The organism is Roseibium sp. LAB1 (assembly GCF_054658235.1).
This window is the reverse complement of sequence record NZ_BAAGIB010000003.1, coordinates 637473-663403: the sequence shown is the minus strand read 5'-3', so window position 1 is coordinate 663403 and position 25931 is coordinate 637473. Positions and strand designations below refer to the sequence as shown.

General features: G+C 60.7%; 23 protein-coding genes. 16 read left to right on the top strand and 7 right to left on the bottom strand.

The genetic code is table 11. The annotated features are described in order from the left end of the window. Nucleotides 1-160 precede the first annotated feature (160 nt). Together ACYQ54_RS21160 and ACYQ54_RS21155 are read right to left on the bottom strand one after the other, a co-directional pair. Nucleotides 161-2278, bottom strand: coding sequence for an ATP-binding protein (locus ACYQ54_RS21160; protein WP_460086013.1), 2118 nt, complete (start codon nt 2276-2278; stop codon nt 161-163). After that, nucleotides 2279-3022 (bottom strand): response regulator transcription factor, encoded by a 744-nt coding sequence (locus tag ACYQ54_RS21155; RefSeq protein WP_460086012.1) that lies wholly within the window; start codon nt 3020-3022, stop codon nt 2279-2281. It abuts the gene before it with no gap. A gap of 212 nt (nt 3023-3234) precedes the next feature. Here ACYQ54_RS21155 and ACYQ54_RS21150 point away from each other — a divergent pair, with 212 nt between their 5' ends. From ACYQ54_RS21150 to ACYQ54_RS21125, 6 genes are all read left to right on the top strand, one after another. Further along, entirely contained in the window at nt 3235-4275 is a 1041-nt protein-coding gene (locus ACYQ54_RS21150; RefSeq protein WP_460086011.1) for an ABC transporter substrate-binding protein, read from the top strand. 198 nt (nt 4276-4473) lie between these two features. Next, complete coding sequence (locus ACYQ54_RS21145) at nt 4474-5502, top strand: ABC transporter substrate-binding protein (protein ID WP_460086010.1); 1029 nt, start codon at nt 4474-4476, stop codon at nt 5500-5502. Beyond that, complete coding sequence (locus tag ACYQ54_RS21140) at nt 5483-5620, top strand: hypothetical protein (RefSeq protein WP_460086008.1); 138 nt, start codon at nt 5483-5485, stop codon at nt 5618-5620. Before ACYQ54_RS21145 ends, ACYQ54_RS21140 begins: the two co-directional genes overlap by 20 nt. A gap of 117 nt (nt 5621-5737) precedes the next feature. After that, nucleotides 5738-7969: an ABC transporter permease gene (locus ACYQ54_RS21135; RefSeq protein WP_460086007.1), complete on the top strand. Its 2232-nt coding sequence runs from the start codon at nt 5738-5740 to the stop codon at nt 7967-7969. Next, nucleotides 7966-9027, top strand: a complete 1062-nt coding sequence (locus ACYQ54_RS21130; protein WP_460086006.1) for an ABC transporter ATP-binding protein — start codon at nt 7966-7968, stop codon at nt 9025-9027. The genes ACYQ54_RS21135 and ACYQ54_RS21130 overlap by 4 nt, the downstream gene beginning before the upstream one ends. 1 nt (nt 9028) lies before the next feature. Continuing rightward, nucleotides 9029-9868, top strand: coding sequence for an inositol monophosphatase family protein (locus ACYQ54_RS21125; RefSeq protein WP_460086004.1), 840 nt, complete (start codon nt 9029-9031; stop codon nt 9866-9868). 27 nt (nt 9869-9895) lie between these two features. Here ACYQ54_RS21125 and ACYQ54_RS21120 read toward each other — a convergent pair whose 3' ends face one another. Continuing rightward, complete coding sequence (locus tag ACYQ54_RS21120; protein ID WP_460086003.1) at nt 9896-10819, bottom strand: GlxA family transcriptional regulator; 924 nt, start codon at nt 10817-10819, stop codon at nt 9896-9898. 95 nt (nt 10820-10914) lie between these two features. Here ACYQ54_RS21120 and ACYQ54_RS21115 point away from each other — a divergent pair, with 95 nt between their 5' ends. After that, on the top strand, nt 10915-11754 hold the full coding sequence (locus tag ACYQ54_RS21115) for an MBL fold metallo-hydrolase (protein ID WP_460086001.1): 840 nt from the start codon (nt 10915-10917) through the stop codon (nt 11752-11754). A gap of 123 nt (nt 11755-11877) precedes the next feature. Here ACYQ54_RS21115 and ACYQ54_RS21110 read toward each other — a convergent pair whose 3' ends face one another. Further along, a complete protein-coding gene (locus ACYQ54_RS21110) occupies nt 11878-12885 on the bottom strand; it encodes a Gfo/Idh/MocA family protein (RefSeq protein ID WP_460086000.1) in 1008 nt (335 codons plus the stop codon). Between the two features lie 356 nt (nt 12886-13241). Continuing rightward, complete coding sequence (gene ppk2, locus ACYQ54_RS21105) at nt 13242-14150, bottom strand: polyphosphate kinase 2 (protein WP_460085999.1); 909 nt, start codon at nt 14148-14150, stop codon at nt 13242-13244. Nucleotides 14151-14372: 222 nt separating this feature from the next. Between ppk2 and ACYQ54_RS21100 the strand changes: the two genes are divergently transcribed. The 9 genes from ACYQ54_RS21100 to ACYQ54_RS21060 all read left to right on the top strand — a co-directional run bounded on the left by ACYQ54_RS21100 (nt 14373) and on the right by ACYQ54_RS21060 (nt 23343). Next, nucleotides 14373-15014 (top strand): TetR/AcrR family transcriptional regulator, encoded by a 642-nt coding sequence (locus tag ACYQ54_RS21100; protein ID WP_460085997.1) that lies wholly within the window; start codon nt 14373-14375, stop codon nt 15012-15014. 75 nt (nt 15015-15089) lie between these two features. Next, on the top strand, nt 15090-16697 hold the full coding sequence (locus ACYQ54_RS21095) for a carboxyl transferase domain-containing protein (RefSeq protein WP_460085996.1): 1608 nt from the start codon (nt 15090-15092) through the stop codon (nt 16695-16697). A 4-nt stretch (nt 16698-16701) separates the two neighbouring features. After that, nucleotides 16702-17127 (top strand): ASCH domain-containing protein, encoded by a 426-nt coding sequence (locus tag ACYQ54_RS21090; protein ID WP_460085994.1) that lies wholly within the window; start codon nt 16702-16704, stop codon nt 17125-17127. Next, on the top strand, nt 17124-17645 hold the full coding sequence (locus ACYQ54_RS21085; protein WP_460085993.1) for an O-acetyl-ADP-ribose deacetylase: 522 nt from the start codon (nt 17124-17126) through the stop codon (nt 17643-17645). Before ACYQ54_RS21090 ends, ACYQ54_RS21085 begins: the two co-directional genes overlap by 4 nt. Further along, nucleotides 17635-17964 carry a hypothetical protein gene (locus tag ACYQ54_RS21080; protein ID WP_460085992.1) on the top strand — a complete coding sequence of 110 codons (330 nt, stop codon included), beginning with the start codon at nt 17635-17637 and terminating at the stop codon, nt 17962-17964. The genes ACYQ54_RS21085 and ACYQ54_RS21080 overlap by 11 nt, the downstream gene beginning before the upstream one ends. Nucleotides 17965-17967: 3 nt before the next feature. Beyond that, nucleotides 17968-19962, top strand: coding sequence for an ATP-binding protein (locus ACYQ54_RS21075; protein ID WP_460085990.1), 1995 nt, complete (start codon nt 17968-17970; stop codon nt 19960-19962). Then, nucleotides 19949-21580, top strand: a complete 1632-nt coding sequence (locus ACYQ54_RS21070; protein WP_460085989.1) for an acyl-CoA synthetase — start codon at nt 19949-19951, stop codon at nt 21578-21580. The genes ACYQ54_RS21075 and ACYQ54_RS21070 overlap by 14 nt, the downstream gene beginning before the upstream one ends. A 117-nt stretch (nt 21581-21697) precedes the next feature. Next, complete coding sequence (locus ACYQ54_RS21065; protein ID WP_460085988.1) at nt 21698-22558, top strand: hydroxymethylglutaryl-CoA lyase; 861 nt, start codon at nt 21698-21700, stop codon at nt 22556-22558. Then, a complete protein-coding gene (locus ACYQ54_RS21060; protein WP_460085986.1) occupies nt 22555-23343 on the top strand; it encodes a crotonase/enoyl-CoA hydratase family protein in 789 nt (262 codons plus the stop codon). The genes ACYQ54_RS21065 and ACYQ54_RS21060 overlap by 4 nt, the downstream gene beginning before the upstream one ends. 232 nt (nt 23344-23575) lie before the next feature. Here the strand turns inward: ACYQ54_RS21060 and ACYQ54_RS21055 are convergent, their stop codons facing one another. Together ACYQ54_RS21055 and ACYQ54_RS21050 are read right to left on the bottom strand one after the other, a co-directional pair. Continuing rightward, nucleotides 23576-24313: a hypothetical protein gene (locus ACYQ54_RS21055; protein WP_460085985.1), complete on the bottom strand. Its 738-nt coding sequence runs from the start codon at nt 24311-24313 to the stop codon at nt 23576-23578. Nucleotides 24314-24687: 374 nt separating this feature from the next. Beyond that, nucleotides 24688-25509 carry a response regulator gene (locus tag ACYQ54_RS21050; RefSeq protein WP_460085984.1) on the bottom strand — a complete coding sequence of 274 codons (822 nt, stop codon included), beginning with the start codon at nt 25507-25509 and terminating at the stop codon, nt 24688-24690. Nucleotides 25510-25931 lie beyond the last annotated feature (422 nt).

Below are 25931 nucleotides of genomic sequence, written 5' to 3'. Positions count from 1 at the left end.
AAGGTGCAGCAACTATCCAAGAAAACAACAGAGGCTTCAGCAAGCGGATCCGCGAGCAGGCCCCGGACCTGCGCTTCGCTCGTCCGGGGTAACGCAGGTGGTGACGCGGTTGCGAAATACGATGAGCCAGGAAACGTTCCGCTGATGGATAGTCAGCGCCTCAGGAAACCGCTTTAACGCGTGGTGCTGTCGATCCAACCTCTTCCACGTCCTGAGGGAACCGCAGTTCGACTGTCGTGCCCTTGCCCGGTTCGGAAAAGATATTTGCCGTACCACCGCTCTGGCGAACGAAGCCATAGACGACAGCAAGGCCCAGCCCCGCGCCGCCTTCGCTGGTCTTGGTGGTGAAATAGGGTTCGAAGGCCTTGTCAACCTCTTCCCGGCTCATGCCGATGCCCGTATCGCGAACGGAAACCACAACCGTATCGCCATGCGAGAAGGTGGCGACCCGCACTTCGCCTCCCTCCGGCATTGCCGCTGCCGAATTCAGGCAGAGATTGAGCACGGACTGCTCGAACAGCTCCGGGTCCAGCACCAGAGGCGGCAAGCTGTCGTCCAGATCCAGCTTCAGGCAGCATTTCTCGCCAATTGCGATTTCCAGAATATCCGCCATGCCACGCAGCAATGAAGAAATCCCGGTACGGCTGAGATTGGCCGGCTGCTGGCGGCCGATGGTCAGCATGCTGCTGGCGAGCGAGCGGCCCCGGTCGGCCGCCTTGCGGATACGGGCGATATTGCGGGTCTGGCGTTCGCTGAACCCGCCGTCCCGTTCCAGCAGCCCGAGGCTTCCGGTGATAATGCCGATGGTGTTGCCAACCTCATGGCTGAGCTGGTGCGTCATGCGCATGATGCCGTCTAGCCTCTGTGCCTTGGCCGCCTCCGCCTCCTGCCGATCCAGGAGTGTCACGTCCCGGGCCAGCAACACAACACCGTCGTCGCTCTGCCGCGAGAGCGAGATTTCCGTAACCGTTCCGCTTTCAGAACGATGGCGCACGGAAAAGGGGGCGCTCAATGGCCGGCCGTCCGGGGCGCCCGGAAGCAGCTCTGTCCGGACTTCCGGAACAGGCTCCAGAAACTGGACCAGCGGCAGCTTGCGCGCCGAGCCCTTGTGGCCCAGCAGTTCGATGACTCTCCTGTTCATGGTCACCGGCTGGCCGTTGGCATCAAAGATGGCAATGCCTTCGTTCATGCTGCGGAACGTGGAGCTGATCGTCCTCGCAGCAGCCTCCGCGGTGCGCCTCAGACGGGTGACACGGTCGACGCTTTCCTTGAAGGCGAGGAAAGCCTGCTGCAGATCCAGAAGCTCGGTTTCGTCGCCCTGATAGACCGGTGGCCCGACATCCTTCTGCCCCTTGGCAAGGGCATTCATGCCGCTCGACAACGAGACGATCCCTTTCGACACACGGATGACAGACCGGATCGACATCACCGCCATGGTCAGCACCAGAAGCGACGCCACCGCAACGATGACCAGAAGCTGCTGCAAGGTGGCCGACGTTGACTGGAAATCCCTGTTGAGGGTTTCCGTCACGATTCCCGACTGGGTTTCCGTGGCAAGGGACAGCTCCCGCGCAACCGTATGCAGCCTGGCAATCGCACTGCGCACGGCGAACATTTCCAGGAGATAGCTGGTCTGTGCCTCGAAAACCCGCTCATAGGGCCTGAGATCTGACGGTGGCAGAGAGGCCGAAGCGGGTTCCGCCACATAGCGGCGCTTCAACTCGCCGAGCTGAAACAGACTGCCCGCACTCGACACCGAATGCACGATGGCATTGAGCCGCTGGCGTGGTTCTTTCTGGCTAGCGGTGTCGGCGACCGCGATCATGCCGAGTGCCGAGGAGACTTCTTCCTTGTAGTGCTGGGCGGTTTCGGCCTTGGCAGACAGTGCAAGCGTCTGCGCCCTGATCTGGCCGAGCAGCTCGAAGATCCGCGTGTTGGCGGCCCTGTAGGTTTCCTTGCCGGGCGGATAATCGGGCAGCGAACTCAACAGCTGGTCGACCTGCTCGACCAGCAGCCGGCTCTTGCCCGAGACCGTATAAGGTGAGGTCGCATTCATCAGGAAAGGCGCACTCGACACGAGGTCGGACACCTGCCTGGAGACAAGTGCTGCATCAGCAAGGCTGGTGAAGGCTTGCAGGCCGTAGGCCGCAGTTTCCTCGCGCGCCTTCAACAGCCCGTAAATCGCTATCGCCGACAGCGTGAAGGCGACGGCACAGATCAGCGCAATGGCGGCGGGCAGCCTGAAAGCGATGGAGGAAAGAACCGGCCGGCTGATCATTTAAGATACATGGGCGGGATCCTGATGCAGGATGTAGCCCTTCCCCCGGCGGGTCTTGATATGTTGCGGCAGATCCGGATTGCGCTCGATCTTCCGGCGGAGACGCAAGACCAGCACATCGACATTCCGGTCGATCAACCGGTCTGTTTCCGCACCCAGCTGCTCCAGGATCTTCGTCCGGCTGACCGGTTCGTTCGGCGTTGCGGCCAGGATCTCCAGCAGAGAAAACTCGGATGACGTCAGTGTGCGCGTGGGATGAGACGTGCACACGGCCTTGCGATTGACGAGGTCGATCACCCAGTCGCCCAGAAGCAGCGCGGTCGGTTCATGCTGAACGCTGATCGTGTCCCTCTCGCTTCCGCGCAGGGACGGATGCATGCGCCGCAGTACCGCCTTGATGCGTGCGGTCAGCTCAATCGGCTCGAACGGTTTGACCACATAATCGTCGGCAGCGGTTTCAAGGCCCAGCACGCGCTCTGCCGCACTGCCGGCTGCCGTGACCATTACGATGCCGATGTCGGTCTGCGACCGCAGCTTCTGCGCAAACACCCGGCCGGACATGCCGGGCAGGTTGTGATCGACCAGAACCAGGTGGAAAGCATGCTCCGGCAGGATCCTGGCGGCCTCCTCCGCCGAGCGCGTGGCAACCGGCAACCAGCCCTCGGCTTCCAAGAGGTCCGATATCAGTTCAGCCATGTCCTGATCGTCCTCCACGATCAGGATCTTGATGCCTTCGTTCAGCAAACCTATGTCCTCCCAAGTGACATCATATGCATAGAGGCACGTTATGCAAAGCCTTGGTTTTTCAATTGCTTGTCACATTTGTAAGGCTTGTAATATTTGTAACTCTTTTCTTTTGCCAGCGAAACAACAGTAACCAATCTCCTGTTGCGAACACTGCCTCTTCTGCCATGGTAATAGCTGTCCGGGACTTGGGTTCCGGATTGGGAGGAAACATGAAATTCACCACGTCACTCGGAGCGGGTGCGGCCGTCTGGCTGTCGCTGTCGCTCAACGCCGCTTCGGCGCAGGACCTGAATGTCCTGTGCGCTGTGCAGGTCGAGTGGTGCCAGATGATGGAAGCCGTCTTCGAGGAGAAGACCGGCCTTGATGTTTCCATGGAACGCAGAAGCACAGGCGAGATCCTCGACAGGATCCGGGCCGAGCGCGACGCACCGAAGATCGATGTCTGGTGGGGCGGCACAGGCGACACCCATCTGCAGGCAGCAGGCGAGGACCTGCTGGAGCCCTACCAGCCGAAGAACTTCGAGGACGCCCTGCCCTGGGCGCAGAACTTCTTCCTGATGTCGGGAGGCAAGGCCGCCGGTATTTACGCAGGCGCTCTTGGGTTTGGCTATAATTCCGAATTCCTGGCTGAGCACGGCGTTGAAGCGCCCTCCTGCTGGAAAGACCTGACCGCGCCGCGGTACAAGGGCCTTGTCCAGATGCCCAATCCGAATTCATCGGGAACCGCCTATACGATGCTGGCAACGCTCGTCCAGTTGCTGGGGGAAGACGAGGCTTTCGAGTATCTGGCAGCGCTCGCAAAGAATATCGACCGGTTCACGGTCTCCGGCGCCGCGCCCGTTCAGGCCGCCGCGCGCGGCGAGACGGGCATCGGCATTTCCTTCATCCACGACGCGGTGACGCAGAAACTCGCCGGCGCGCCCATGGTCATCGTCGCGCCCTGCGAGGGCACCGGCTATGAGATCGGCGCCGTCAGTATCGTCAAGGGCGCCAAACACCCGGAAGCTGCACGTCGGTTCGTCGATTTTTCACTCAGCCCTGAAGGGCAGGAAACCTGCGCGGCATCCGGCCAGAACCAGATCCCTGCAAACGCAAAAACGTCGCTGCCGCCGGCGGCTCCGGACATTTCACTCATTCGCATGGTCGACTACGACTTCGCCACATTCGGTTCACCTGACCAGAGGCGAAGGCTGCTCGATCGTTTCGACAAGGAGGTGCTGCAGACGGCAACCCCTGTAGTCACCCAGTAAGAGACCAGGTTCCGCCCGTCACCAGTGAGGGGGAGACCTGAAGTTCGTCATTTGAAATTCGATCGGCAACGGACCGTGGAGGCGGCTCCGAACGGGCAAGGTGTGCCTCAAGCCGGTCAGCACATCAGCCCACGGGCTGAAAGAAAAGCCTGCCCGTCCGGGCAGGTAACAGGCTGAAAGCCAAAAGTGGAGGAAACCATGTCTTTGAAAACACTCTCCGTCGCGCTGCTTGCAACGGCAGCAACCTATTCGGTCACCCCGGCCTTGGCAGCGGGCGATCTCAACGTCATCTGCTCGGCGGATGTCGTGATCTGTGAACAGCTGCAGGGCGACTTCGAAGCCAAGCACGACATCAAGGTCAACATGGTGCGCCTGTCATCGGGCGAAAGCTATGCGAAGATCCGCGCCGAATCCCGCAATCCGAAAACCGACATCTGGTGGGGCGGCACCGGCGACCCGCATCTGCAGGCAGCCTCTGAAAACCTGACCCAGGAATACAAGTCCGAAAAACTTGCCGAGCTTCATGAGTGGGCGCAGAAACAGGCGGAAAGCTCCGGCTTCAAGACCGTTGGCGTTTATGCAGGTGCCCTCGGCTGGGGCTACAACACCGAGATCTTCAAGGACAAGGGCCTTGCCGAACCAACCTGCTGGGCAGACCTGCTGAAACCAGAACTCAAGGCTGAAATTCAGGTCGCGAACCCGAATTCCTCCGGCACTGCCTATACGGCGCTTGCCTCTCTGGTTCAGATCATGGGCGAAGACGAGGCCTTCGACTATCTGAAGGAACTCAACAACAACGTATCCCAGTACACCAAGTCAGGTTCGGCACCAGTGAAAGCCGCAGCCCGCGGCGAAACCGGCCTCGGCATCGTCTTCATGCATGACGCCATTGCACAGGCTGCTTCCGGTTTCCCGGTCAAGGCCATCGCACCATGCGAAGGCACAGGTTACGAAATCGGCTCCATGTCCATCGTCAAGGGTGCCCGCAACCTCGACAACGCCAAGGTCTGGTACGACTGGGCGCTGTCTCCGGAAGTCCAGTCGCGCATGAAAGACGCGAAGTCCTTCCAGCTTCCGTCCAACAAGGCTGCCGAAGTGCCGCCGGAAGCGCCGAAGTTCGAAGACATCAAGCTGATCGACTACGACTTCGCCACCTATGGCAACCCGGACACCCGCAAAGGCCTCCTGGAGCGTTGGGACCGTGAGATTGGCGCTATCGCCAACTGACCCCAACACCCGAAGAAGCTCGCATCTGGCTCTGAAAGCCGGTGCGGGCTTCACCCGGATCGACAGCGCTGCAGGGCGTGCATTCCGCACGATGACACCTGCCGCCACCGGCATCTGACAGATCAAGGGCAACGCCGCGGCGGGTCCGCATTCTCGACCAGCTTCAGCGGCGCATCGCGACAGGGATGCGGCGAGGCTCGTCCGTTGTTCAAAAACCATAAATACAGGGGTGGCCATGCTGAGTGGCAACAAACGGCTGAACGCTCTACTCGGGCTGGGGATCGGTGCCTTTCTTATCGTGCCCTGGTACAGGGTGGACCGCGGCTTCTTTTCCTTTGAATGGCCATCGGAGTTTCCGTTCTCTTCCGATCTCGCGCCCGGTCTTCTGCAGATCTTTGCCGAAGGGCGTGTGTGGCTTGCGCTCGCGCTGGCGCTGTTTCTGATCGGCGGCAGTGCCCGCTTCATGTCCGACGCCAACAAGCGCGGCCGGTTGCTTGTCGTCACCGGCACCATCGGAATTCTCTTCATGGCCCTTCAGGGACTTGCCATCAGCTTCACCGGCTGGGCCTGGACCTTTCCCGAAACCACCTTCGGAGCCTTGCCGCTTGGCCAGCCCGCCATGGGGGCGGGCGCTATCGTCACTTCTTTGATCTTCGTTCTTTTCATCGCCTTCGGGCTCGCCGAGCGTGGCTTCATGAAGGGCGATGCCTTTGTCGTCGGATCGATCTCCATCCTGATCTTTCTGGTGACGGTATTCATCTTCTACCCCATCGGCTCGATGTTCGCCGGCTCGGTGCAGGATTTCGACGGATCCTTCAAGCCGGACGGGTTCATCCGCAACATGCAGGACCCGGCCATCTGGAGCCTCGACTGTGTCGTCGGCGGCAACCGCTGCGGCGTCGCGTGGCGCACGCTGTTCCTGGCCGTGATGACAGGCCTCGGTTCAACCTTGCTCGGCCTTGCCTTCGCTCTGGTTGCCACGCGCACGCGCTTTCCCTTCAAGAAGGGCCTGCGGCTCCTGACGGTCCTGCCAATCATCACCCCGCCCTTCGTGATCGGCCTGGCGCTGACACTGCTCTTCGGCCGTTCCGGCGTTGTCACCGAAGGACTCGACACGCTTTTCGGCATCGAGCCAAGCCGTTGGCTCTACGGATTGACCGGCATCTGGATCGCGCAGGTTCTGTCCTTCACGCCAATCTCCTTCCTTGTCCTGATCGGGGTTGTCGAAGGCGTCAGCCCCTCAATGGAAGAAGCCTCGCAGACCCTGCGGGCCGACCGCTGGCGCACCTTCTGGCGCGTCTCACTGCCGCTGATGAAACCGGGTCTCGCCAATGCCTTCCTGATCGGCTTCATCGAAAGCATGGCCGACTTCGGCAACCCGCTGGTGCTCGGCGGTAGCCACGGCGTGCTCTCGACGGAAATCTTCTTCGCTGTCGTCGGTTCACAGGTCGACCCCTCCCGCGCCGCCGTGCTTGCGATCATCCTGCTCAGCTTCACGCTCAGCGCGTTTCTCGCACAGCGTCTGTGGCTGTCGGGCAAGAACTTTGCCACCGTCACCGGCAAGGGCGACAGCGGCGCTCATGCAGGTCTGCCGAAAAGCCTGTCCATCACCGTCTACGGCATCGTGTTGCCCTGGATGGGCTTCACCATCGTCGTTTACGGCATGATCCTGTTCGGCGGCTTCGTGAAGACATGGGGCCTCGACAACTCGCTGACACTGGAACACTACGCCAGGGCTTTCTCGGTCACCTTCCAGGATGGCGCTCTTGTTTGGACCGGTGTTGCATGGAACTCCTTCTGGACGACCATGGAAATCGCGCTCATCTCCGCGCCATTGACGGCTGCGGTCGGCCTGCTGACGGCCTATATCATCGTGAGGCAGAAATTCGCCGGCAAGAACGCCTTCGAATTCGCCCTCATGATGAGCTTCGCCATTCCCGGCACCGTCATCGGCATCAGCTACATCATGGCCTTCAACCTGCCGCCCATCGAGATGACCGGCTCGGCCCTGATCCTGGTTGCCTGTTTCGTCTTCCGCAACATGCCCGTTGGTGTGCGCGGCGGCATCGCCGCCATGAGCCAGCTCGACAAGAGCCTGGACGAAGCCTCGCTGACGCTGCGGGCAAACAGCGCCCGCACCCTGCGCAAGGTGATCCTGCCGCTGCTGCGGCCCGCCATCACCGCAGCGCTGGTCTATTCCTTCGTCCGGGCGATCACATCCATCAGTGCGGTCATCTTCCTCGTCAGCGCGGAATACAACATGGCGACCTCCTACATCGTCGGCCTCGTCGAGAACGGGGAATACGGCATCGCCATTGCCTATTCCTCCATGCTGATCTTCGTGATGATCACGGTCATTGCCGGCTTCCAGCTCCTGGTTGGCGAACGCCGCCTGCGCCGGGAAAACCGCGTCTCCGGCATGGCCAAATCCAGTAAAATCCGTATCGCGCAGGAGAAAACTGCATGACTGACCTCAAACCCGGCTCCGTCGTTTTTGAAAACGTCCGCAAGGACTTCGGCACCTTCACCGCCATTCCCGACCTGTCGATCACGATCGAGCCCGGCACGCTGGTAACCCTGCTTGGTCCCTCCGGCTGCGGCAAGACCACCACCTTGCGCATGCTGGCTGGCCTCGAGCATCCCACCGCAGGCAGGATCCTGATCGGAGGACGAGACGTCACCATGGTTCCCGCGCATGAGCGCGATGTCTCCATGGTGTTCCAGTCCTACGCCCTCTTCCCGCACATGAATGCGCTCGACAACGTGGCCTACGGGCTGGAATCCTCCGGATACAAGAAGCGCGAGGCCCGCGAACGGGCAGAGGAAGGCCTTTCCCAGGTCGGCCTTTCCGGAATGGGGCACAGGCTGCCGGCGGAATTGTCCGGCGGCCAGCAGCAGCGTGTCGCGGTGGCCCGTGCGCTCGTCTTGAACCCGCAGGTGCTGCTGCTGGACGAACCCCTGTCCAACCTCGATGCCCGCCTTCGCCGGCGCGTGCGCACGGAAATCCGCGAGCTGCAGCAGCGCCTCGGCTTCACCGCCGTTTATGTCACCCACGACCAGGACGAAGCGCTTGCCGTATCCGACCGGATCGTCGTCATGAAGGACGGCAAGATCGCCCAGGAAGGCGCTCCGCGCGAACTCTACGAAGAGCCCGTTTCCGAATTCATCGCCGATTTCATGGGCGAAGCGAACGTCGTTTCCTGCGAGATCGTCGGCCGGGACGGTGACGACGCCCTGATCGATGTCGGTGGCCTGCAGCACCGCCTGCGCGCACGGCAAGCCACCAGCGGCAAGGCCAAACTGGCTGTGCGGCCCGGCTCTGTGATGCTCAATCCGGAAGGAGCGGCAGGTCTCGGTGGTGAAATCCTGACGGCTGCCTATCTGGGCGATCACGTGGAATACGAGATCGAGACCCCGGTCGGAAATTTCTTCGTTATCGATCACTCGGTCGAACGATCCTTCGCCCCACGCACCGCCGTCTCTCTCGGGTTCCGCAATCGCGGCCTTGCCCTGATCGAGGCATGAAATGACACTGGTTACAGAAGACATGACCCCATCGACCGACGCGCTGACGGCAAGGTTTGCACTCGCCCGGGAAATCGCCGAAGAAGCAGGTTCCCTGGCACTGGACTATTTTCGCCGACGCAAGGACCTTACCATCGAGATCAAGGGCGGCCTGCAGGACGTCGTCTCGATCGCCGACAAGAATGTCGAAACGCTCATTCGCGAGCGACTGCACGCATCCTTTCCGGAAGACAGTATTCTGGGTGAGGAACACGGCATCGAAAAAGGCACCAGCGGGTTCACCTGGGTGGTCGATCCCATTGACGGCACCTCCGCTTTCGTCCACGGCCTGCCGAGCTGGTGCGTCTCCATCGCGCTGCTGAGCGGAGCGGATCTGGTCATGGGTGTTATCCGTGTGCCCTGCGACGACGAGAGCTTCGCAGCTGTCAGGGGTGGCGGCGCAACACTCAACGGCGAACCGCTCCGGCTTGACGCATCGAAGACGCTGCAGAACAGCCTGACCGGGATCGGCGCCAACAATGCCGTACCGCCGGAAATGATCGGAGCGCTTATCACCGGCCTGATGGCGCGCGGCGGCAACTACATCCGCACAGGGTCGGGCGCCCAGATGCTGGCTCTGGTGGCTGCGGGCAGGCTGGCAGGGTTCTACGAACCTTCCATGCATGCCTGGGATTGCCTTGCCGGCTATTGCCTGGTTGTCGAAGCCGGGGGCAGTTACCGTCCCTTCCCCGTTGAAGGCGATGCCATACTCGACGGTGGCCCGGTTCTGGCTGCCGGTCCCGGCGCTTTCGAGGAGCTTTCGGCTCTGGCAGGCGAAAGCGAGCGCCTGCTGACCTCTTGAGAGCATGGTTGCCTGAACTGGCGCTCTTCAATCGGCAAGCTTGAGATCCTCCCGCCTGTACTGATCCCGGAACGCCCCCGGCGTCAGGCCGGAGAGACGGGAGAACAGGCGGACGAAGGACGGCGGGTCATTGTAGCCAATGGCAAAACAGATCTCCGAGACCGGCCGATCCGTTTCGATCAAAAGGTCTCTGGCTCTCTCGATGCGCAATTCCTGGAGATAGTGTTTCGGAGCCAGACCCGTTGCCGCCTTGAAGCGCCTTTGAAAGGTCCGTCCCGGCAGCCCGCTTTCGCGCGCCATATCGGCAACGCTCACATCGTCGCCGGACCGGATCTCCAGGAAATGCTGCACTTTCAGGATGGACGCATCACCATGTCGAAGATCCGGCAGGAAACGCCTGAACCGACGCTGGTCGCGGCGCCGGTAATCGACAATGAAATGCCGCGCCGTGGCAACGGCCACCGGGTATCCCAGAAACCGTTCGATGAGTGCCAGCGCCAGATCGACCCAGGCCATCAGGCCTCCCGCCGTGATCAGGTCGGAATATTCGATCAGCAGCTGGTCCGTATCCAGCCTGAGGTCCGGATACGCAGCCGAAAGACGCTGTTCCAGCCCCCAATGGGTCGTCACCTTGCGACCCGCCGCCAGACCGGCCGCTGCAACGAATGTCAGCCCGGTACAGGCCGAACAGATGATCGCCCCACTGCTGTGCAAGTGCCGCAAAAAACCAGGCAGCACCGGAACATCTTCCAGGCGAACCCTTCCCGCCGAAGGCGGCAGGATCACCGCGTCATAGCGTTCTGCCGCCGCAGAGAAATCTTTCAGCACGTCCAGCGTCATTTCCGCACCGCTGAGGCCCGCTGCATGGCCGAGCACGTCCTGCAGCCCGTAGACGGCGGATTTCAGGGATCCCGGATAAGCGAGGATGGCGATGGCAAGCGGCTGACCCATTTGGCTGATTTAGCACATTCTTTGTCATTTACGCCAATCGTTTGAGTGAACGCCCGAAGCTAGAGTCCGTCCGGTAAACAGACACGGAGACCCTGATGCTCGGCACTCTCGAAAGATCCGCTTCCCGTCTTGCACTTGGCGACCTCACGGTTACGGCCCTGTCAGACGGCTATCTCGATATTCCCGCCGCCTATTTTTCCAATACGTCGCCAGCGGAACAGGAGGCTGTCAGCCCAGGCACACGCTTCGGCGCCAATACCTGGCTGATCGAAACGGGAACCCGCAAGATTCTGGTCGACACCGGTTCGGGTGATTTTCTGAAGGACAGGTTTCCGGCTAGCGGTGCCCTGACGTGGCAGACCCCGGAAAAAGAAGAAGACCGCGCAGCGGTGACCGATATCATCATCACCCACATGCATGCCGACCACATCGGCGGACTGTCGGCAAGCGGCAGCAGCCTCTTTCCGAATGCGGACATCCATGTTCAGGCGACGGAGTGGGACTTCTGGACCGACGAGGCCCTGCTGGCCGCTGTTCCGGAGGAACGACGCCCGCTGGTCGGTCTCATACAGAAGCTGGCAAAACCAATCGGCGATCAATTGCGCCTACATCGCGGCGATGCCGATCTTGGCAACGGCATCAGTCTGGTTTTCGCACCAGGCCACACACCGGGACATCAGGCGGTCCATCTTGCAGCCGGCTCCAGGGAAATGATCCTGCTGGCCGACGTGGTGGTGTCCGATGCACTGCAATTTGCCAATCCGCAGGTCCACTACGCTCTCGACAGTGATCCTGATCTTGCGGTGGAAACACGCAAGGCATTGTTCAACCGCCTTGCGGCGGACAGGATCCCTTTCGCCGCAACTCATCTGTCTACGGACCGCTTCGGATGTCTGGAACCGCACGGCAACGGTTTCGGCTTTGTGGAGGTTTAAGCGCACGGCGACTTACGCGGCGCTACTAAACTTCCCCCGGCCTTGCGTCGGAGGTCTTCAAAAAACGCAGTCCCGGCTCAAGGCCGGGACTGCGTTGGTCGGAAAGCGGAACGTACAAAAGGATCAGCCGATGCTGACCCAGCCGCCTTTGTCCGCCGATGCGAAGATCGCGTCGAGGATCTTCATGTTCTGAACCGCGTCTTGCGCGCCATAGGGCAGCGGCGCTTCACCGGAAATCGCCCGGCCGAACACATCCACCAGTTCGCCATACTGGTCGCAGGGCGCGATGATATCCGACTGCATCGAGGCATCACCGAGCAGTGAGCCGTCGTCAAGCCGGATTTGCACTGCCTCGCCCTGGGGTGCATTGAACGGAATGACAATTTCCAGCCTCTTCTTCGTGCCGACCAGATGAATGCGCTGATAGGGCGTGAGCTGTGTCGAGACGGTGAAGTTGAGATGCCGGTTGTTGCCGAAGTCGAGCAGGGCACTGGTCATCCGGTCCGTGCCGAACTCCGGATCCCGGTCGATCAGCGACACCACCCGCTGCGGTTCGGCATCGAAGAAGTACCGACCAGCCAGCATGGTGTAGCAGCCGATGTCGAGCAGCGCGCCGCCGCCGATATCGGCCTTGTTGCGGATGTTGCCCGGATCGTCGTTGTAATAGCTGAAGAAGGTGTGGATGGCCTTGAGTTCCCCCAGGTCGCCTGAACGCACGATTTCGCGCGCCTTGATCCATTGCGGATGCGCCCGCACCATGAAGTTTTCGGCCACCAGCTTGTCTTTCGGCAGGTCCAGAAGCTGCGATGCCTCCTCGGCGTTAAGCGCAACCGGCTTCTCGCACAGCACATGTTTGCCGGCATTCACCGCCTGGATCGTCACGGGCACGTGCATGTGGTTGGGCAGCGGATTGTAGATCGCATCGATTTCCGGATCCGCAAGCAGATCCTCATAGGATCCGTAGGCCTTTTCGATGCCAAGCTCCTTGGCGGCTTCCTGCGCCCGGCCGAGATCGCGCGAGGCGATTGCATAGGCAATACCCGTCGTGGATTGCTGAATGCCCGGAATGACCTTCTCGAGACCGATTTTCGCGGTCGAAACGATCCCCCACTTGATAGTCTTTTCCGTCATGCCGGCATCCTTCCCATGATTTTGAGGTACGCACGCCAGATGACATAAAACGATTTAACTCCGCAAGGGCAGAAAGGCAGAAGAAAGGTCTGCTCTCGTTGTCAGCGCAGCATTCAGGAAACAGACCCTGCCTCATTTCTGCGTCACCCCGGACAAGCGGAGCACAGATCCGGGGACCAATCGCGAAACTGCTTGCTGAAACACGCGAATTTCCGGTCGACACCCGCTCCAGCCTCAACGCTCTGCAAACGAGTGGGCCACGGGTCTCGCGTTGCTCGCCCGGGGGGACATCGGTGGTATCCGGAAAGATCTAAACGAAGCCCGTCACCGCGCCGTGCAGGAAGCGGCGACCCGCGTCAGAATTTCTCCGGCACGTAGAGATGCTCCGGCAGCACCTTGCGCTCATAGTCGGAGTTATAGACGCGTTCGGGCAACTCGATCGGATCGTGCGGCACTTCTTCGTAAGGGATCATCGACAGTAGATGGCTGATGCAGTTGAGGCGGGCCTGTTTCTTGTCGTTGCCTTCCACGATGAACCACGGGGCTTCGGGAATGTTGGTTCGCTCGAACGTTTCTTCCTTGGCCTTGGTATAGTCTTCCCAGCGCACCCGGGATTCCAGATCCATCGGCGATAGCTTCCACTGCTTCAGCGGATCGTGGATGCGCATCAGGAAGCGCAGCTGCTGCTCCTCGTCGGTAATCGAAAACCAGTATTTGATCAGCCGTACGCCGGACCGCACGATCATGCGCTCGAATTCCGAAACGTCGTTGAAGAACTGCTCGACCTGGTTGTCATCGGCAAACCCCATCACCCGCTCGACGCCGGACCGGTTGTACCAGGAGCGGTCGAACAGCACCATTTCGCCCGCCGCGGGCAGATGCGGCACGTAGCGCTGAAAGTACCACTGGGTCTTTTCACGGTCCGTCGGCGCCGGCAGCGCAACAACACGCGCGACACGCGGATTGAGCCGCTGGGTGATGCGCTTGATGACACCGCCCTTGCCGGCCGCGTCACGGCCCTCGAAGATGATCACGATTTTCTCGCCGGTGTGCTGCACCCAGTCCTGCAGCTTGACCAGCTCGGCCTGAAGGCGCAGCAGCTCATGGAAATAGGTGTTCCGGTCGATGGAAGACTTGTGCTTCTTCTCCGAGATGAAGGCGAGATCCCTGGCGATGAGAAAATCGTCGATCTCCATTTCCAGCTCTTCGTCCAGGCTGTCGGCCCATTCCGCTTCAACCCAGGTTTTTGCACTCTCTTCGGTCATCAATCGGTTCCTTTGAAATACATCCCGGCGACACGCCCAAGATCGGCTGCGCATTCAATCGGACGCAGAATGCCCATGGACTGTGAACAGGTTATCCATGAAAGTTTTTTGACAGTCGCACCGGTTCCCCTCTCATTCTTTCTATCAACAACGCTTTCACACACAAATCACCCTTGCAAATGAACGAACGTTCATTTATTTTTCCTGGCAGGGAGGAACGAGATGGCAAGTGCAGCCGCAAGACCGCAAAGCCGCTCCAGAACGGGAGCCAAGGGCCAGGAGACTGCCGCACGTGTGCGCAAGGCCGCCCTTAAACGTTTTGCCGCCAATGGTTATGCAGCTGTCTCCATGCGCGAAATCGCCGCCGATGTCGGTGTCCAGCCAGGTGCGCTCTACAATCACTTCCCGACCAAGCAGGATATCCTGAAGGACCTGATGCTGGCCCATATGGGCGAGCTTCTGGCCGCCTGGGACGAAGCCCCCTTCCCTGTCGATATGGACCCGCTGGAGCGTTTCGTGCGCTTTCACATCCGCTATCACCTGGAACGGACGGACGAGGTTTTCATTTCCTACATGGAGCTGCGCAATCTCGAGCCTGACAATTTCGACACCGTCGAGACGGAGCGCCGCCGCTACGAAGGCATCCTGACGGATATTCTGGAAAAAGGCTCTGCGCAGGGCCGCTACAGCGTGCACGAACCAAGGGTCACGACCCGCGCGATCATCGCGATGCTGACCGCCATACCAAGCTGGTACCGCGAAGGCGGACGCCTTTCCAGGCAGGACATCGAAGAGCTTTACCTTGACCTGGCGCGCAAGGCCGTCGCGCCGGAGAACCGAGACATTCCGGCCCCTCTGGCGTGAAACCGGACGCTTGGGGAGCCAACACGAGAACGAGATCAACCGCCCAAAGGGTTGTTCCAAGGGAGACCGGGTGACATGAGCATCCTGAAATCGAGCCTATCGCCGAGAAGCGAACAGTTTGCAGCCAACCGTGCCGCCCATGAGGCGGCCATGGACACCGTCAAGGCAGCAGCCCAGACAGCCCTGGACGGTGGTGGCGAGACCGCCCGACAGCGTCATGTGTCCCGCGGCAAGATCCTGCCGCGCGAACGCGTCTCCCGCCTGCTCGATCCGGGCTCACCCTTCCTGGAAGTCGGCATGCTGGCCGCCCACGAGATGTATGAGGGCGCGGCTCCCGCCGCCGGCATGATCGCGGGCATCGGCCGGGTTGAAGGCCGCGAGGTGATGATCCTCGCCAATGACGCCACCGTCAAAGGTGGCACCTATTATCCGATGTCGGTCAAGAAACACCTGCGCGCCCAGGAAATTGCCTCGGAAAACAATCTGCCCTGTATCTATCTGGTCGACAGCGGCGGCGCCAACCTGCCCAACCAGGACGAGGTCTTCCCGGACCGCGACCACTTTGGCCGCATCTTCTTCAACCAGGCCAACATGTCGGCAAAAGGTATCGCCCAGATCGCGGTCGTCATGGGCTCCTGCACCGCGGGCGGCGCTTATGTGCCGGCCATGTCGGACGAGACCATCATCGTCAAGAACCAGGGCACAATCTTCCTGGCTGGCCCGCCGCTGGTGAAGGCTGCCACCGGCGAGGAAGTATCTGCGGAAGATCTCGGCGGCGGCGATGTTCACACGCGCCTGTCCGGCGTTGCCGATCATCTTGCCCGCGACGATGCCCACGCACTGGCGCTCGCCCGCCGCGCCATCGCCAGCCTCAACCGCACCAAGACCCCATCCGTCGCGCTGCAGACCCCGGAAGACCCGCTCTACGATCCGGACGAAATCCTCGGTGTCGTTCCGGCCGATCTGAAAACGCCCTACGACATCCGCGAAGTGATCGCCCGCACCGTCGACGGATCGCGCTTCGATGAATTCAAGGCCCGCTACGGCACCACACTGGTCTGCGGCTTCGCCCATATCCATGGCATGCCGGTCGGCATTATCGCCAACAACGGCGTTCTGTTTTCCGAAAGCGCGGTGAAAGGGGCCCACTTCGTCGAGCTCTGCTCCCAGCGCAAGGTGCCACTGGTGTTCCTGCAGAACATCACCGGCTTCATGGTCGGCCGCAAATACGAAAGCGGCGGCATTGCCAAGGACGGCGCCAAGCTGGTGACCGCAGTTGCCACCACCTCCGTTCCGAAGATCACCATGCTGGTCGGCGGCTCCTTCGGCGCCGGCAACTACGGCATGTGCGGCCGCGCCTATTCGCCCCGCTTCCTGTGGACCTGGCCCAATTCCCGCATCTCCGTCATGGGCGGCGAACAGGCCGCCGGTGTGCTTGCTACCGTTCGCCGTGACGGCATCGAGCGCAAGGGCGGCAGCTGGTCGGCAGACGAGGAAAAGGCGTTCAAGCAACCGATCGTCGACCAGTTCGAACAGCAGGGCCACCCGCTTTACGCCACGGCCCGGCTCTGGGACGATGGCATAGTCGACCCGCGCAAGACCCGGGACATTCTGGGACTGTCCCTGTCGGCAGCATTGAACACACCGATCGAAGACACACGCTTCGGTCTCTTCAGGATGTGATCCGATGTCCATCGACGAGCTGAAAGCAAGATATCCCGGCGCCGAAACCTTCAAGTTCGGCGACAATGAGGACCTGTGCGCCGAGCTTATCGCCCTCGTCCGCGCGGGCAAAAAAACCGCCACATGTGGCGCCTTGCAGAGTTATGAGGAAGGCGGCGAGATCCTTCCTGTTCACGGACGCAGGGACATCGCGCTCAACTGGGACGACACACCCGCCCTGGTGATCGAGACGCTTGAGGTTTCCGTCGTGCGTTTCTGCGATGTCACGGAAGACTTTGCCCTGGCGGAAGGGGAAAATGACGACCTTGCCGGCTGGCGACGGGATCATCAGGTCTTCTTTGAACGCAATGGCGGCTTTGACCCGGAAATGGACCTCGTCTGCGAACGCTTCGAGGTTGTTGAGGACCTGCAACCGGAGCTCAAGCCATGAGCAGGATCAAGACCCACACCGGTGACATCACCCACCTTGCCGTGGACGCCATTGTCAACGCGGCCAATTCGTCATTGCTCGGTGGTGGCGGTGTCGATGGTGCGATCCACCGCGCCGCCGGGCCGGACCTTCTGGCCGAATGCAAAACGCTCGGAGGCTGCGACACCGGCGATGCAAAGATCACCAGGGGCTACAAGCTGCCCGCTCGCCACGTCATTCACACGGTCGGCCCCGTCTGGAAAGGCGGCACATCCGGCGAACCAGACCTGCTGGCGTCCTGTTATGAAACCAGCCTGCGTCTTGCGGCTGAAAACGGCTGCAGGACCGTCGCCTTTCCGGCGATCTCCACCGGCATTTACGGCTATCCGGCCGACCAGGCCGCATTGATTGCGGTGGAAACAGTTACACGTGTTCTGGACGACTTGCCGGACATCGACATCGTCACGCTGGTCGCCTTCGATGCGGCCAGCCACGCCCAACTTCAGGAAGCACTCGGGAGGAAATCCCATGCAGGGTGAAGTCCGGTCAATGGTGGAATGCGGACCCGATATCGAAGCAGCGTTCCGTGAGCAGCACCCCGAAGTTCAACTCACGCAGCCACTGACCGCCATCCTGGTCGCGCTCGACGAAGGCAGCATCGACAAGGGCGATACGCTTTCCGTCGGCGGCCTCAAGGTGTCTGTGCTGGCAACCGGCCGGAGCGCTCTTCTGGCTGACGGCAGCCGGAACTCCGTCACGGTGTTCAGCGTACTGCCGATACAACATATGCCGGATCTTGCTCCGGACCGAATTGCCGACACCCCCGGCGCACCCGTCACTCCCTGGGAGGAGAGCTGAGAAATGTTCAAGAAGATCCTCATTGCCAACCGCGGCGAGATTGCCTGCCGGGTCATGGCTACCGCCAAGAAACTCGGCATCAAGACCGTGGCGGTTTATTCCGATGCGGACGCCAGGGCAAAGCATGTTGCCATGGCTGACGAGGCCTTCCGCATCGGCCCCGCGCCAGTGTCGGAAAGCTACCTGAAGGCAGACAGGATCATCGAGGCCTGCAAGTTGAGCGGCGCCGAGGCGGTGCATCCGGGCTACGGTTTCCTTTCGGAAAATCCAGACTTCGTCGACGCACTGGACAAGGCGGGCATCGCCTTCATCGGGCCGAGCGCCTCGTCCATCCGCGCCATGGGCCTGAAGGACGCCGCCAAGGCTCTTATGGAAAAAGCCGGCGTACCGGTGGTGCCAGGGTTTCACGGCGAGAACCAGGACGCGGACTTCCTGAAAGAGGAGGCTGACCGGATCGGCTATCCGGTCTTGATCAAGGCGCGCGCAGGCGGCGGCGGCAAGGGCATGCGCCGCGTCGATGACCCGAAGGATTTTGCCGACGCCCTGAAAGGCGCGCAGCGCGAAGGCGAAGCCAGCTTTGGCGATGGCCGCGTGCTGATCGAGAAATACCTCACCAAGCCGCGGCACATCGAGATCCAGGTCTTTGGCGACAGTCACGGCAATGCGGTACATCTGTTCGAGCGCGACTGCTCGTTGCAGCGCCGCCACCAGAAGGTGATCGAGGAAGCCCCTGCTCCCGGCATGCCGGAAGAAATGCGCCGAGCGATGGGGGAAGCTGCCGTCACAGCGGCCAAGGCCATCGACTATTCCGGTGCCGGCACCATCGAATTCATCGCGGACGTCTCCGACGGCCTGCGCTCCGACCGCTTCTACTTCATGGAAATGAACACCCGCCTTCAGGTGGAGCATCCGGTCACCGAACTGATCACCGGAGAAGACCTGGTCGAATGGCAGCTTCGGGTCGCCTCCGGCGAACCCTTGCCGAAACGCCAGGAAGACCTTTCTTTTGATGGCTGGGCCTTCGAAGCCCGTCTTTATGCTGAAGACGCGCCGAAGGGCTTTCTGCCCGCCATCGGCACGCTGGAGCATCTGGCCCTGCCGGAGGACAGCGCCCGGGTCGACAGCGGGGTCCGTCCCGGCGACGAAATCACACCGTTTTACGATCCCATGATCGCAAAGGTGATCGTGCACGGCCCAACCCGCCAGGCTGCTCTCGGCAAACTGCTGGCGAGCCTTGAGGCAACGGAAGTCGCCGGCTGCGTCACCAACGCCGGATTTCTGGCAGCACTCTGCCGTCATGAAGGGTTTGCCGCAGGCGATGTTGATACCGGCCTGATTGACCGCGATCTGGCCAGTCTCATCGAGGAACCGGCCTTGCCGGTGGACGCCATCGCCCTTGCCGCGCTGACGTCGCTCGGCCTGACCAGACCCGCCAGTGGCAACGACCCGTTCGACACGCTGGCCGGCTGGCGGATCTGGAGCGCATCGCGCCAATACGCACTGCTGGAAATTGCGGGAGAGCGTCGGGATGTCGAGGTGCACGCCCTTGGCCACCATCGCTTTGCCGTCCGCCTGGACGAAGGCTTGCGCGAATATGCGCTGGTGAAGGTCGAAGGCGACGCGATCACCTATGACTGCGGCGGCCACCGAGCACGGGCCGTGGTCGTGGAAGGCCGCAAGGGACTGACGGTTTTCCTCGGTGGCCATGCCTTCCCGGTCATCCTGCCGGACACCCTCAGCGCCGACGAGGAAGCCGGCGGTGCGGGCGATCAGCTTATTGCGCCGATGCCAGGCCTTGTGAAGGTGCTGAACGCCAAGGCTGGCGAAGCCGTAACAAAGGATCAGCCGCTGGTAATCCTGGAAGCCATGAAGATGGAACACACACTGAAAGCCCCGCGCGACGGTGTCATCGGTGAGGTTCTGGTGGCCGAAGGCGAGCAGGTGACCGACGGCACCATTCTCCTGGCGCTTGCGGAGGAAGCCGATGCTGCCGCATGACGCCACAAGCTACGACGACCTTTCCGGCCGTTTCAAATGGGAGATCCCCGACCGGTTCAACATCGGCGTTGCCATATGCGACGCCTGGGCCGAGCGCGAGCCTAACCGGGAGGCGCTGGTCTATACCGACGAGGACGGCGGCGCCACCAGCTACACCTATGGCGACCTGAGACGCCTTTCCAATCAGCTTGCCAACCTTCTGACCGCCCGAGGCGTCCAGCCCGGCGACCGGATCGGCGTCCTGATGCCCCAAAGGCCCGAAACCGCCTTTGCCCATATCGCTGCCCTGAAACTCGGCGCGATCACCATTCCGCTCTTCACCCTTTTCGGTGAAGAAGCGCTGGAATACCGGCTGAAGGATTCCGGCGCGAAAGCTGTGATCACGGACAGAAGCGGCGCGGCCAAGCTGGCAACCATCCGCGACCGGCTACCCGAGCTGACGACTGTTCTCTGTGCGGATGAGGACGTTCCGGGAGCGGAGAGCCTCCACCATCACATGGCTGGACATGAAGGCACCTTCCATCCCTTTGACACGGGCCCGGACGACCCGGCCATCATCATTTACACCTCCGGCACGACCGGCCAGCCGAAGGGCGCCCTGCATGGCCACCGGGTACTGCTTGGCCATCTGCCCGGCGTCGAGATGAGCCACGATCTGCTCGGCCAGCCGGGCGACCGGATCTGGACCCCGGCCGATTGGGCCTGGATCGGCGGCCTGCTCGACGTCCTGATGCCCGCGCTTTATCTCGGCGTACCTGTGGTTGCCTGCCGGTTCCGGAAATTTACCGCGGAAGCAGCCTTTCAACTGCTGCAAGACCAGAAGATCCGCAACACGTTCCTGCCGCCAACCGCGCTGAAGATGATGCGGCAGGTTGAGGCTCCTGAAAAACGCTGGCAATTCACGCTTCGGTCCGTTGCTTCCGGCGGCGAAACGCTCGGCGCGGAGCTGATCGACTGGGGTCGCCGCACGTTTGGCCTGACGATCAACGAGTTCTATGGCCAGACCGAGTGCAACATGATCGTTTCGAGCTGCGCCAGACTGATGGAAGCGCGCCCCGGCATCATGGGCCGTCCTGTTCCCGGTCACCACGTCAGCGTCGTCAGCGACAAGGGTGAGGAACTGCCCGCAGGCACACTCGGCAACATTGCCGTCCAACGTCCCGATCCGGTGATGTTCCTGAACTACTGGAGCAACATGGAGGCAACGGAAAAGAAGTTCGCCGGCGACTGGCTTTTGACCGGCGACACCGGCATCAAGGACGACACCGGATGGATCCGTTTCGTCGGCCGGGACGACGACGTCATCACGTCATCCGGTTACCGCATCGGTCCGGGCGAGATCGAGGATTGCCTGATCAAGCACCCGGCGGTTGCCATGGCCGGTGTCGTCGGCAAACCCGACGCGCAGCGCACGGAGATCGTCAAGGCCTATATCGTGCTGAAATCCGGCATCGAGCCGACCGACGCTCTTGCAAAGGAAATCGCCGACTTCGTCAAGACGCGTCTTGCAGCCCACGAATATCCGCGCGAAGTCGCTTTCGTCGACGCCCTGCCACTGACCACCACCGGCAAGGTAATCCGCCGCGAGTTGCGCGCCCGAGCCGAGCAGGAAGAGTGATCGTGTCAAACGCCGTTTAACGAATGCTCCGCGAGTTGCTTGGTGCCGTCCCCCGGACGAAGCGCAGCGAAGAACCGGCCTCACCTTTGGGCCTCACGAGAAGCTAGAGAAGAAAACATGTCTGAATTCGTCACCCTGTTTGAAATGGGCCCGCGCGACGGTCTGCAGAACGAGAAGATCTTTGTGCCGACCGCGCAGAAGATCGACCTGGTGGACCGCCTCTCCGCCTGCGGCTTCCGCAAGATCGAGGTGACCAGTTTCGTCAGTCCGAAGTGGGTGCCCCAGATGGCCGACGCCCAGGAGGTGATGGAAGGCATCTACCGGCACCCTTCCGTGACCTATGCGGTGCTGACGCCCAACGTGAAAGGCTATACGGCCGCCAAGAAGGTGTCGGCGGATGAAGTCGCCATTTTCGGTTCGGCATCGGAAGGTTTTTCCAGGAAGAACATCAACTGCTCGGTGGCCGAAAGCATCGAACGGTTCAAACCGCTTCTGGAAAAGGCCCACGAAGACGGCATCCCCGTGCGTGGTTACGTTTCTTGCGTCACCGACTGCCCCTATGATGGACCGACACCGCCGGAAAAAGTGGCCGAGGTTGCCAGCACGTTGTTCGATCTCGGCTGCTACGAGATCTCCCTCGGCGACACCATCGGAGCCGGAACGCCGGAAACCATCGGGACAATGCTGGACGCTGTGCTGGCCGCGATCCCGGCCGACAAGGTCGCCGGCCATTTTCACGACACCAAGGGCCGGGCGATCGAGAATATCGAGGTCAGCCTGGAGAAGGGCCTGCGCACCTTCGACAGCGCGGTCGGCGGCCTGGGTGGCTGCCCCTATGCACCGGGCGCCAAGGGCAATGTTGCAACAGAAGCCGTGCTCGACCTGATGACCCGCAAGGGCTTCGAAACCGGTATCGACAGGGCGAAGCTTGCTGAAATCGCCGATTTTGCCCGCACCCTCAGGAGTGTTGACGCATGAGCTTCGAAACAATCTCCATCGCCGTTGACGACCGGGGCGTGGCGACCCTGACACTGAACCGCCCGGACAAGCACAATTCGCTTTCCGCCAGGATGATTGCCGAACTTACGGATGCCGCCGCGCAGCTGGCGGAGGACGACACCGTTCGTGTCGTTGTCCTGACCGGTTCCGGTACAAGCTTCTGCGCCGGTGGCGATCTCGGCTGGATGCGCGAACAGTTCGAGGCAACCCGCGAGACCCGCATGGCCGAGGCGCGCAAGCTCGCCATGATGCTGCAGAGCCTCAACGAACTGCCGAAACCTTTGATCGGCCGTGTGCAGGGCCAGGCCTTCGGTGGTGGCATCGGCATGATGAGCGTCTGCGACACCGTGGTTGCGATCGACAGCGCCAAATTCGGACTGACGGAAGTTCGCCTCGGCCTCATCCCGGCAACCATCAGCCCCTATGTGCTGGCCCGTATGGGTGAAGGCAAGGCGCGCCGTGTGTTCATGTCAGCCCGCATTTTTGGTGCTGAAGAAGCCCGGGATCTCGATCTGGTGGCCAAGGTCGTGACAGAAGCCGACCTCGACGCGGCCATTGAAAAGGAAATCAAACCCTATTTCGCCGCGGCCCCTGCCGCCGTCGCCGCCTCAAAGGCGCTCGCCCGCAGCCTTGGTCCGGAAATCACGGAAGAAATCATCGACGACACCATCCGCCGTCTCGCCGAGACGTGGGAAACGCCGGAAGCCCAGGAGGGCATCTCCGCGTTCTTCGAAAAGCGGAAGGCAAACTGGGTCAGTTCGTAATTTTGCATCGGCCGGTGTCAGCACCGGGTCTTCGGCAGATCGCCCCTCCTTCCGCCAGTGCCCCCACTCGTCCTCATGCTGAGGAGGACCGTCAGGTCCGTCTCGAAGCATGGGCCAGGAGTTCCGTCGTGAGCGGCCCATCCTTCGAGACGCGCGCAAGCGCGCTCCTCAGGATGAGGATGAAGTTGTGGTTAGCAGATGGCCAAACGAGAAGTGAGGCGTAAACCCGGCCTCAATGCCCGGCGCTGCGCCTGGCGTGTTCGATCAGGGCCGCGATCCGGGCGACTTCCTTCTGTTCCGACTTGGGCAGCTCCGTCGGCGGACCTCCATACATGCGTTCGCGCCGCTGACGGATCTTCTTGCGCTGATATTCACTGATCCCATCAGGCAGCTCCATGCCGGCCCTGTCGATGTTGATCAGCACGCGCTGTAAATCCGGCACAAGTTCGGAGGAGATGGTGAAGGTCGCCCCGTCCTGACGCTTGAAGACCAGCGTCGTCGTCGTCTCGGCGCCATTGAGCAGGATGGCCGATCTCGGACCAAGTGAACCGATCGTTGACTGAAACCATGCCACCCAGCCGGAAGCCTGCCACACGCGTATGTCGATCCTCTTCAGCTCCTCGTAGATCACCCGGACACGGCGCCCGAACTGGGTGAATTCGAAACCGTTGCTGAAGAAACGGACCCAGGATGTCTCCTGTCGTGCGGAGACCGTGAACAGCACGATCGATATCGAGGCAGGCGCCAGGCAAAGAAGCGCCATCAGCGCCGCACCGCCGCCCCAGTCGGCCATCCCGATGAATGCAATGGAAAAGAAAACGACACCGAAACCAAAGCCTATGGCATCCAGCACAAAGACGGACGGATGACACACCGGCTTGACGGCACCGGACGGTACGTTCGGCCGTGGCAAGGCAGCGTAGATCCCGGCGGCAGCGACAACACAAAGCAGGCTGCTGAGCACCGACATGAAAAAATATCCGCCGACAATACCGAGCACGCAGAGGCCGAGAGGCAATATCCGCCGAAGTAATTCAAGTTTTGCTGTTTTGCCCACACCGCTCTCCATGCAGTCAGACAGTGGAACCGATACGAACTAGGGGGAGACTTCTGATTCTTTCATTGAATCAACTGAGCCACTTTAAATCAAGAATGCAGACAAACAATCCAGAAACAATGTAAGCGGCAATTAAACCGCACCCTCAAAATTTCGAAGAACATCGGCGGGGATACTTCGCCCCTTGCCGGCCCGGTTGCCACGTTGCCTCATTCTGCAAGCGCTCCGGTTTGGACCGGCTTGATCCGACCAGCGATCCAGCCGTCCTACGGCACAACCGCACAGACTCAGGACGCCTTGCGCTCACGTTCCATGAAGCTGAACATGTTGCGCACCTTGCCGAATTTCGGCGTATCGAGCTCCAGAAACTGGTGCATGATCGTGTCGATATCCCGAGCGGTGAACGGCTTTTTGAGAAAACCGGATATGCCGACAAAGGCCGCCGAGCGTTCCAGGTAACTCGTATCGTTGGTCGACATCATGTAGATGCCTATCTTGCTCGACAGATCCCGGATTGATCCAGCAAGCTCGATGCCGTCAACATCCGGCATGTGAAAATCGGTCAGCACCATCCGGAACTTGCCAGAGGCCAGTGCGCGAAGCGCTGCCTGGGCGCTGTCTGCTTCCGAAATTTCGAAATCGAACCGGCTGGCTTCCAGAATCTTGCGGGTCAGTTTGCGCATCGTCGCGCTGTCGTCGACGATCAGGATCGGATAGGTCGTCGTCATTGTCATGTAAGTGGCGACAATGTCCGAGACCTCTTCCTGGCTGTAGGGCTTTTTCAGGAAGTGATATGCTCCGAATTGCTTCAGCACATTGGCATTGTGCTGATCGAGACTGCTCGAGATCGCAACTGTCAGACAATCCGTCGACTTCGTCTCACTCATCGCTGCAATTACTTCCGGGCCGTTCAACCCGGGCATGTTTATGTCGATAAACGCGATGTCGATCTGTTTTTTCTTCAGAACCTCAACGGCGGAGCGGCCGTTGTCGACATTGTCGACTTCGATGTAGCGTTTGGCCCGGTGAACGGCGATGCCCATGTTGATGACTTCGCGGGCGATGCCGCTGTCGTCAGCAACAAGAATGCGGATCATTTTATGCAGCAATTCTCGTCACCTCTTGCGGGCACTCGCATCGTCAGTTGAGGCCATGTCTAAATTTACAAGCATAATAAGGAAACAATTGTATATTTTCAGTTACTGAAAATTTTGAGTAAAAATACAACCTGTGATCTACGCGCCAATACTCAACTCTTATTACAATAGTGATCGGAATACATTCCAAATATGATGTAAAGATCCCTTCTTCACCTCTAACTGGGAGACGATTTACAAGCGACGCTGAGCCCCACGGCGCAGGAAACACCTCCCCAACCGGTTCACGTTCGATTGCGTTTCGCCGGGCCCGAGGTTTCCAGGCGGGCCAATTTTTCATCAAAGTGGTGATTGAAGCGGTTTTTTTGAAAATTTTGGCGCGCTGACGACGAGATCTCTCAACGGAAAGACGGGTCGCGCCTGGGCAGGGCGAA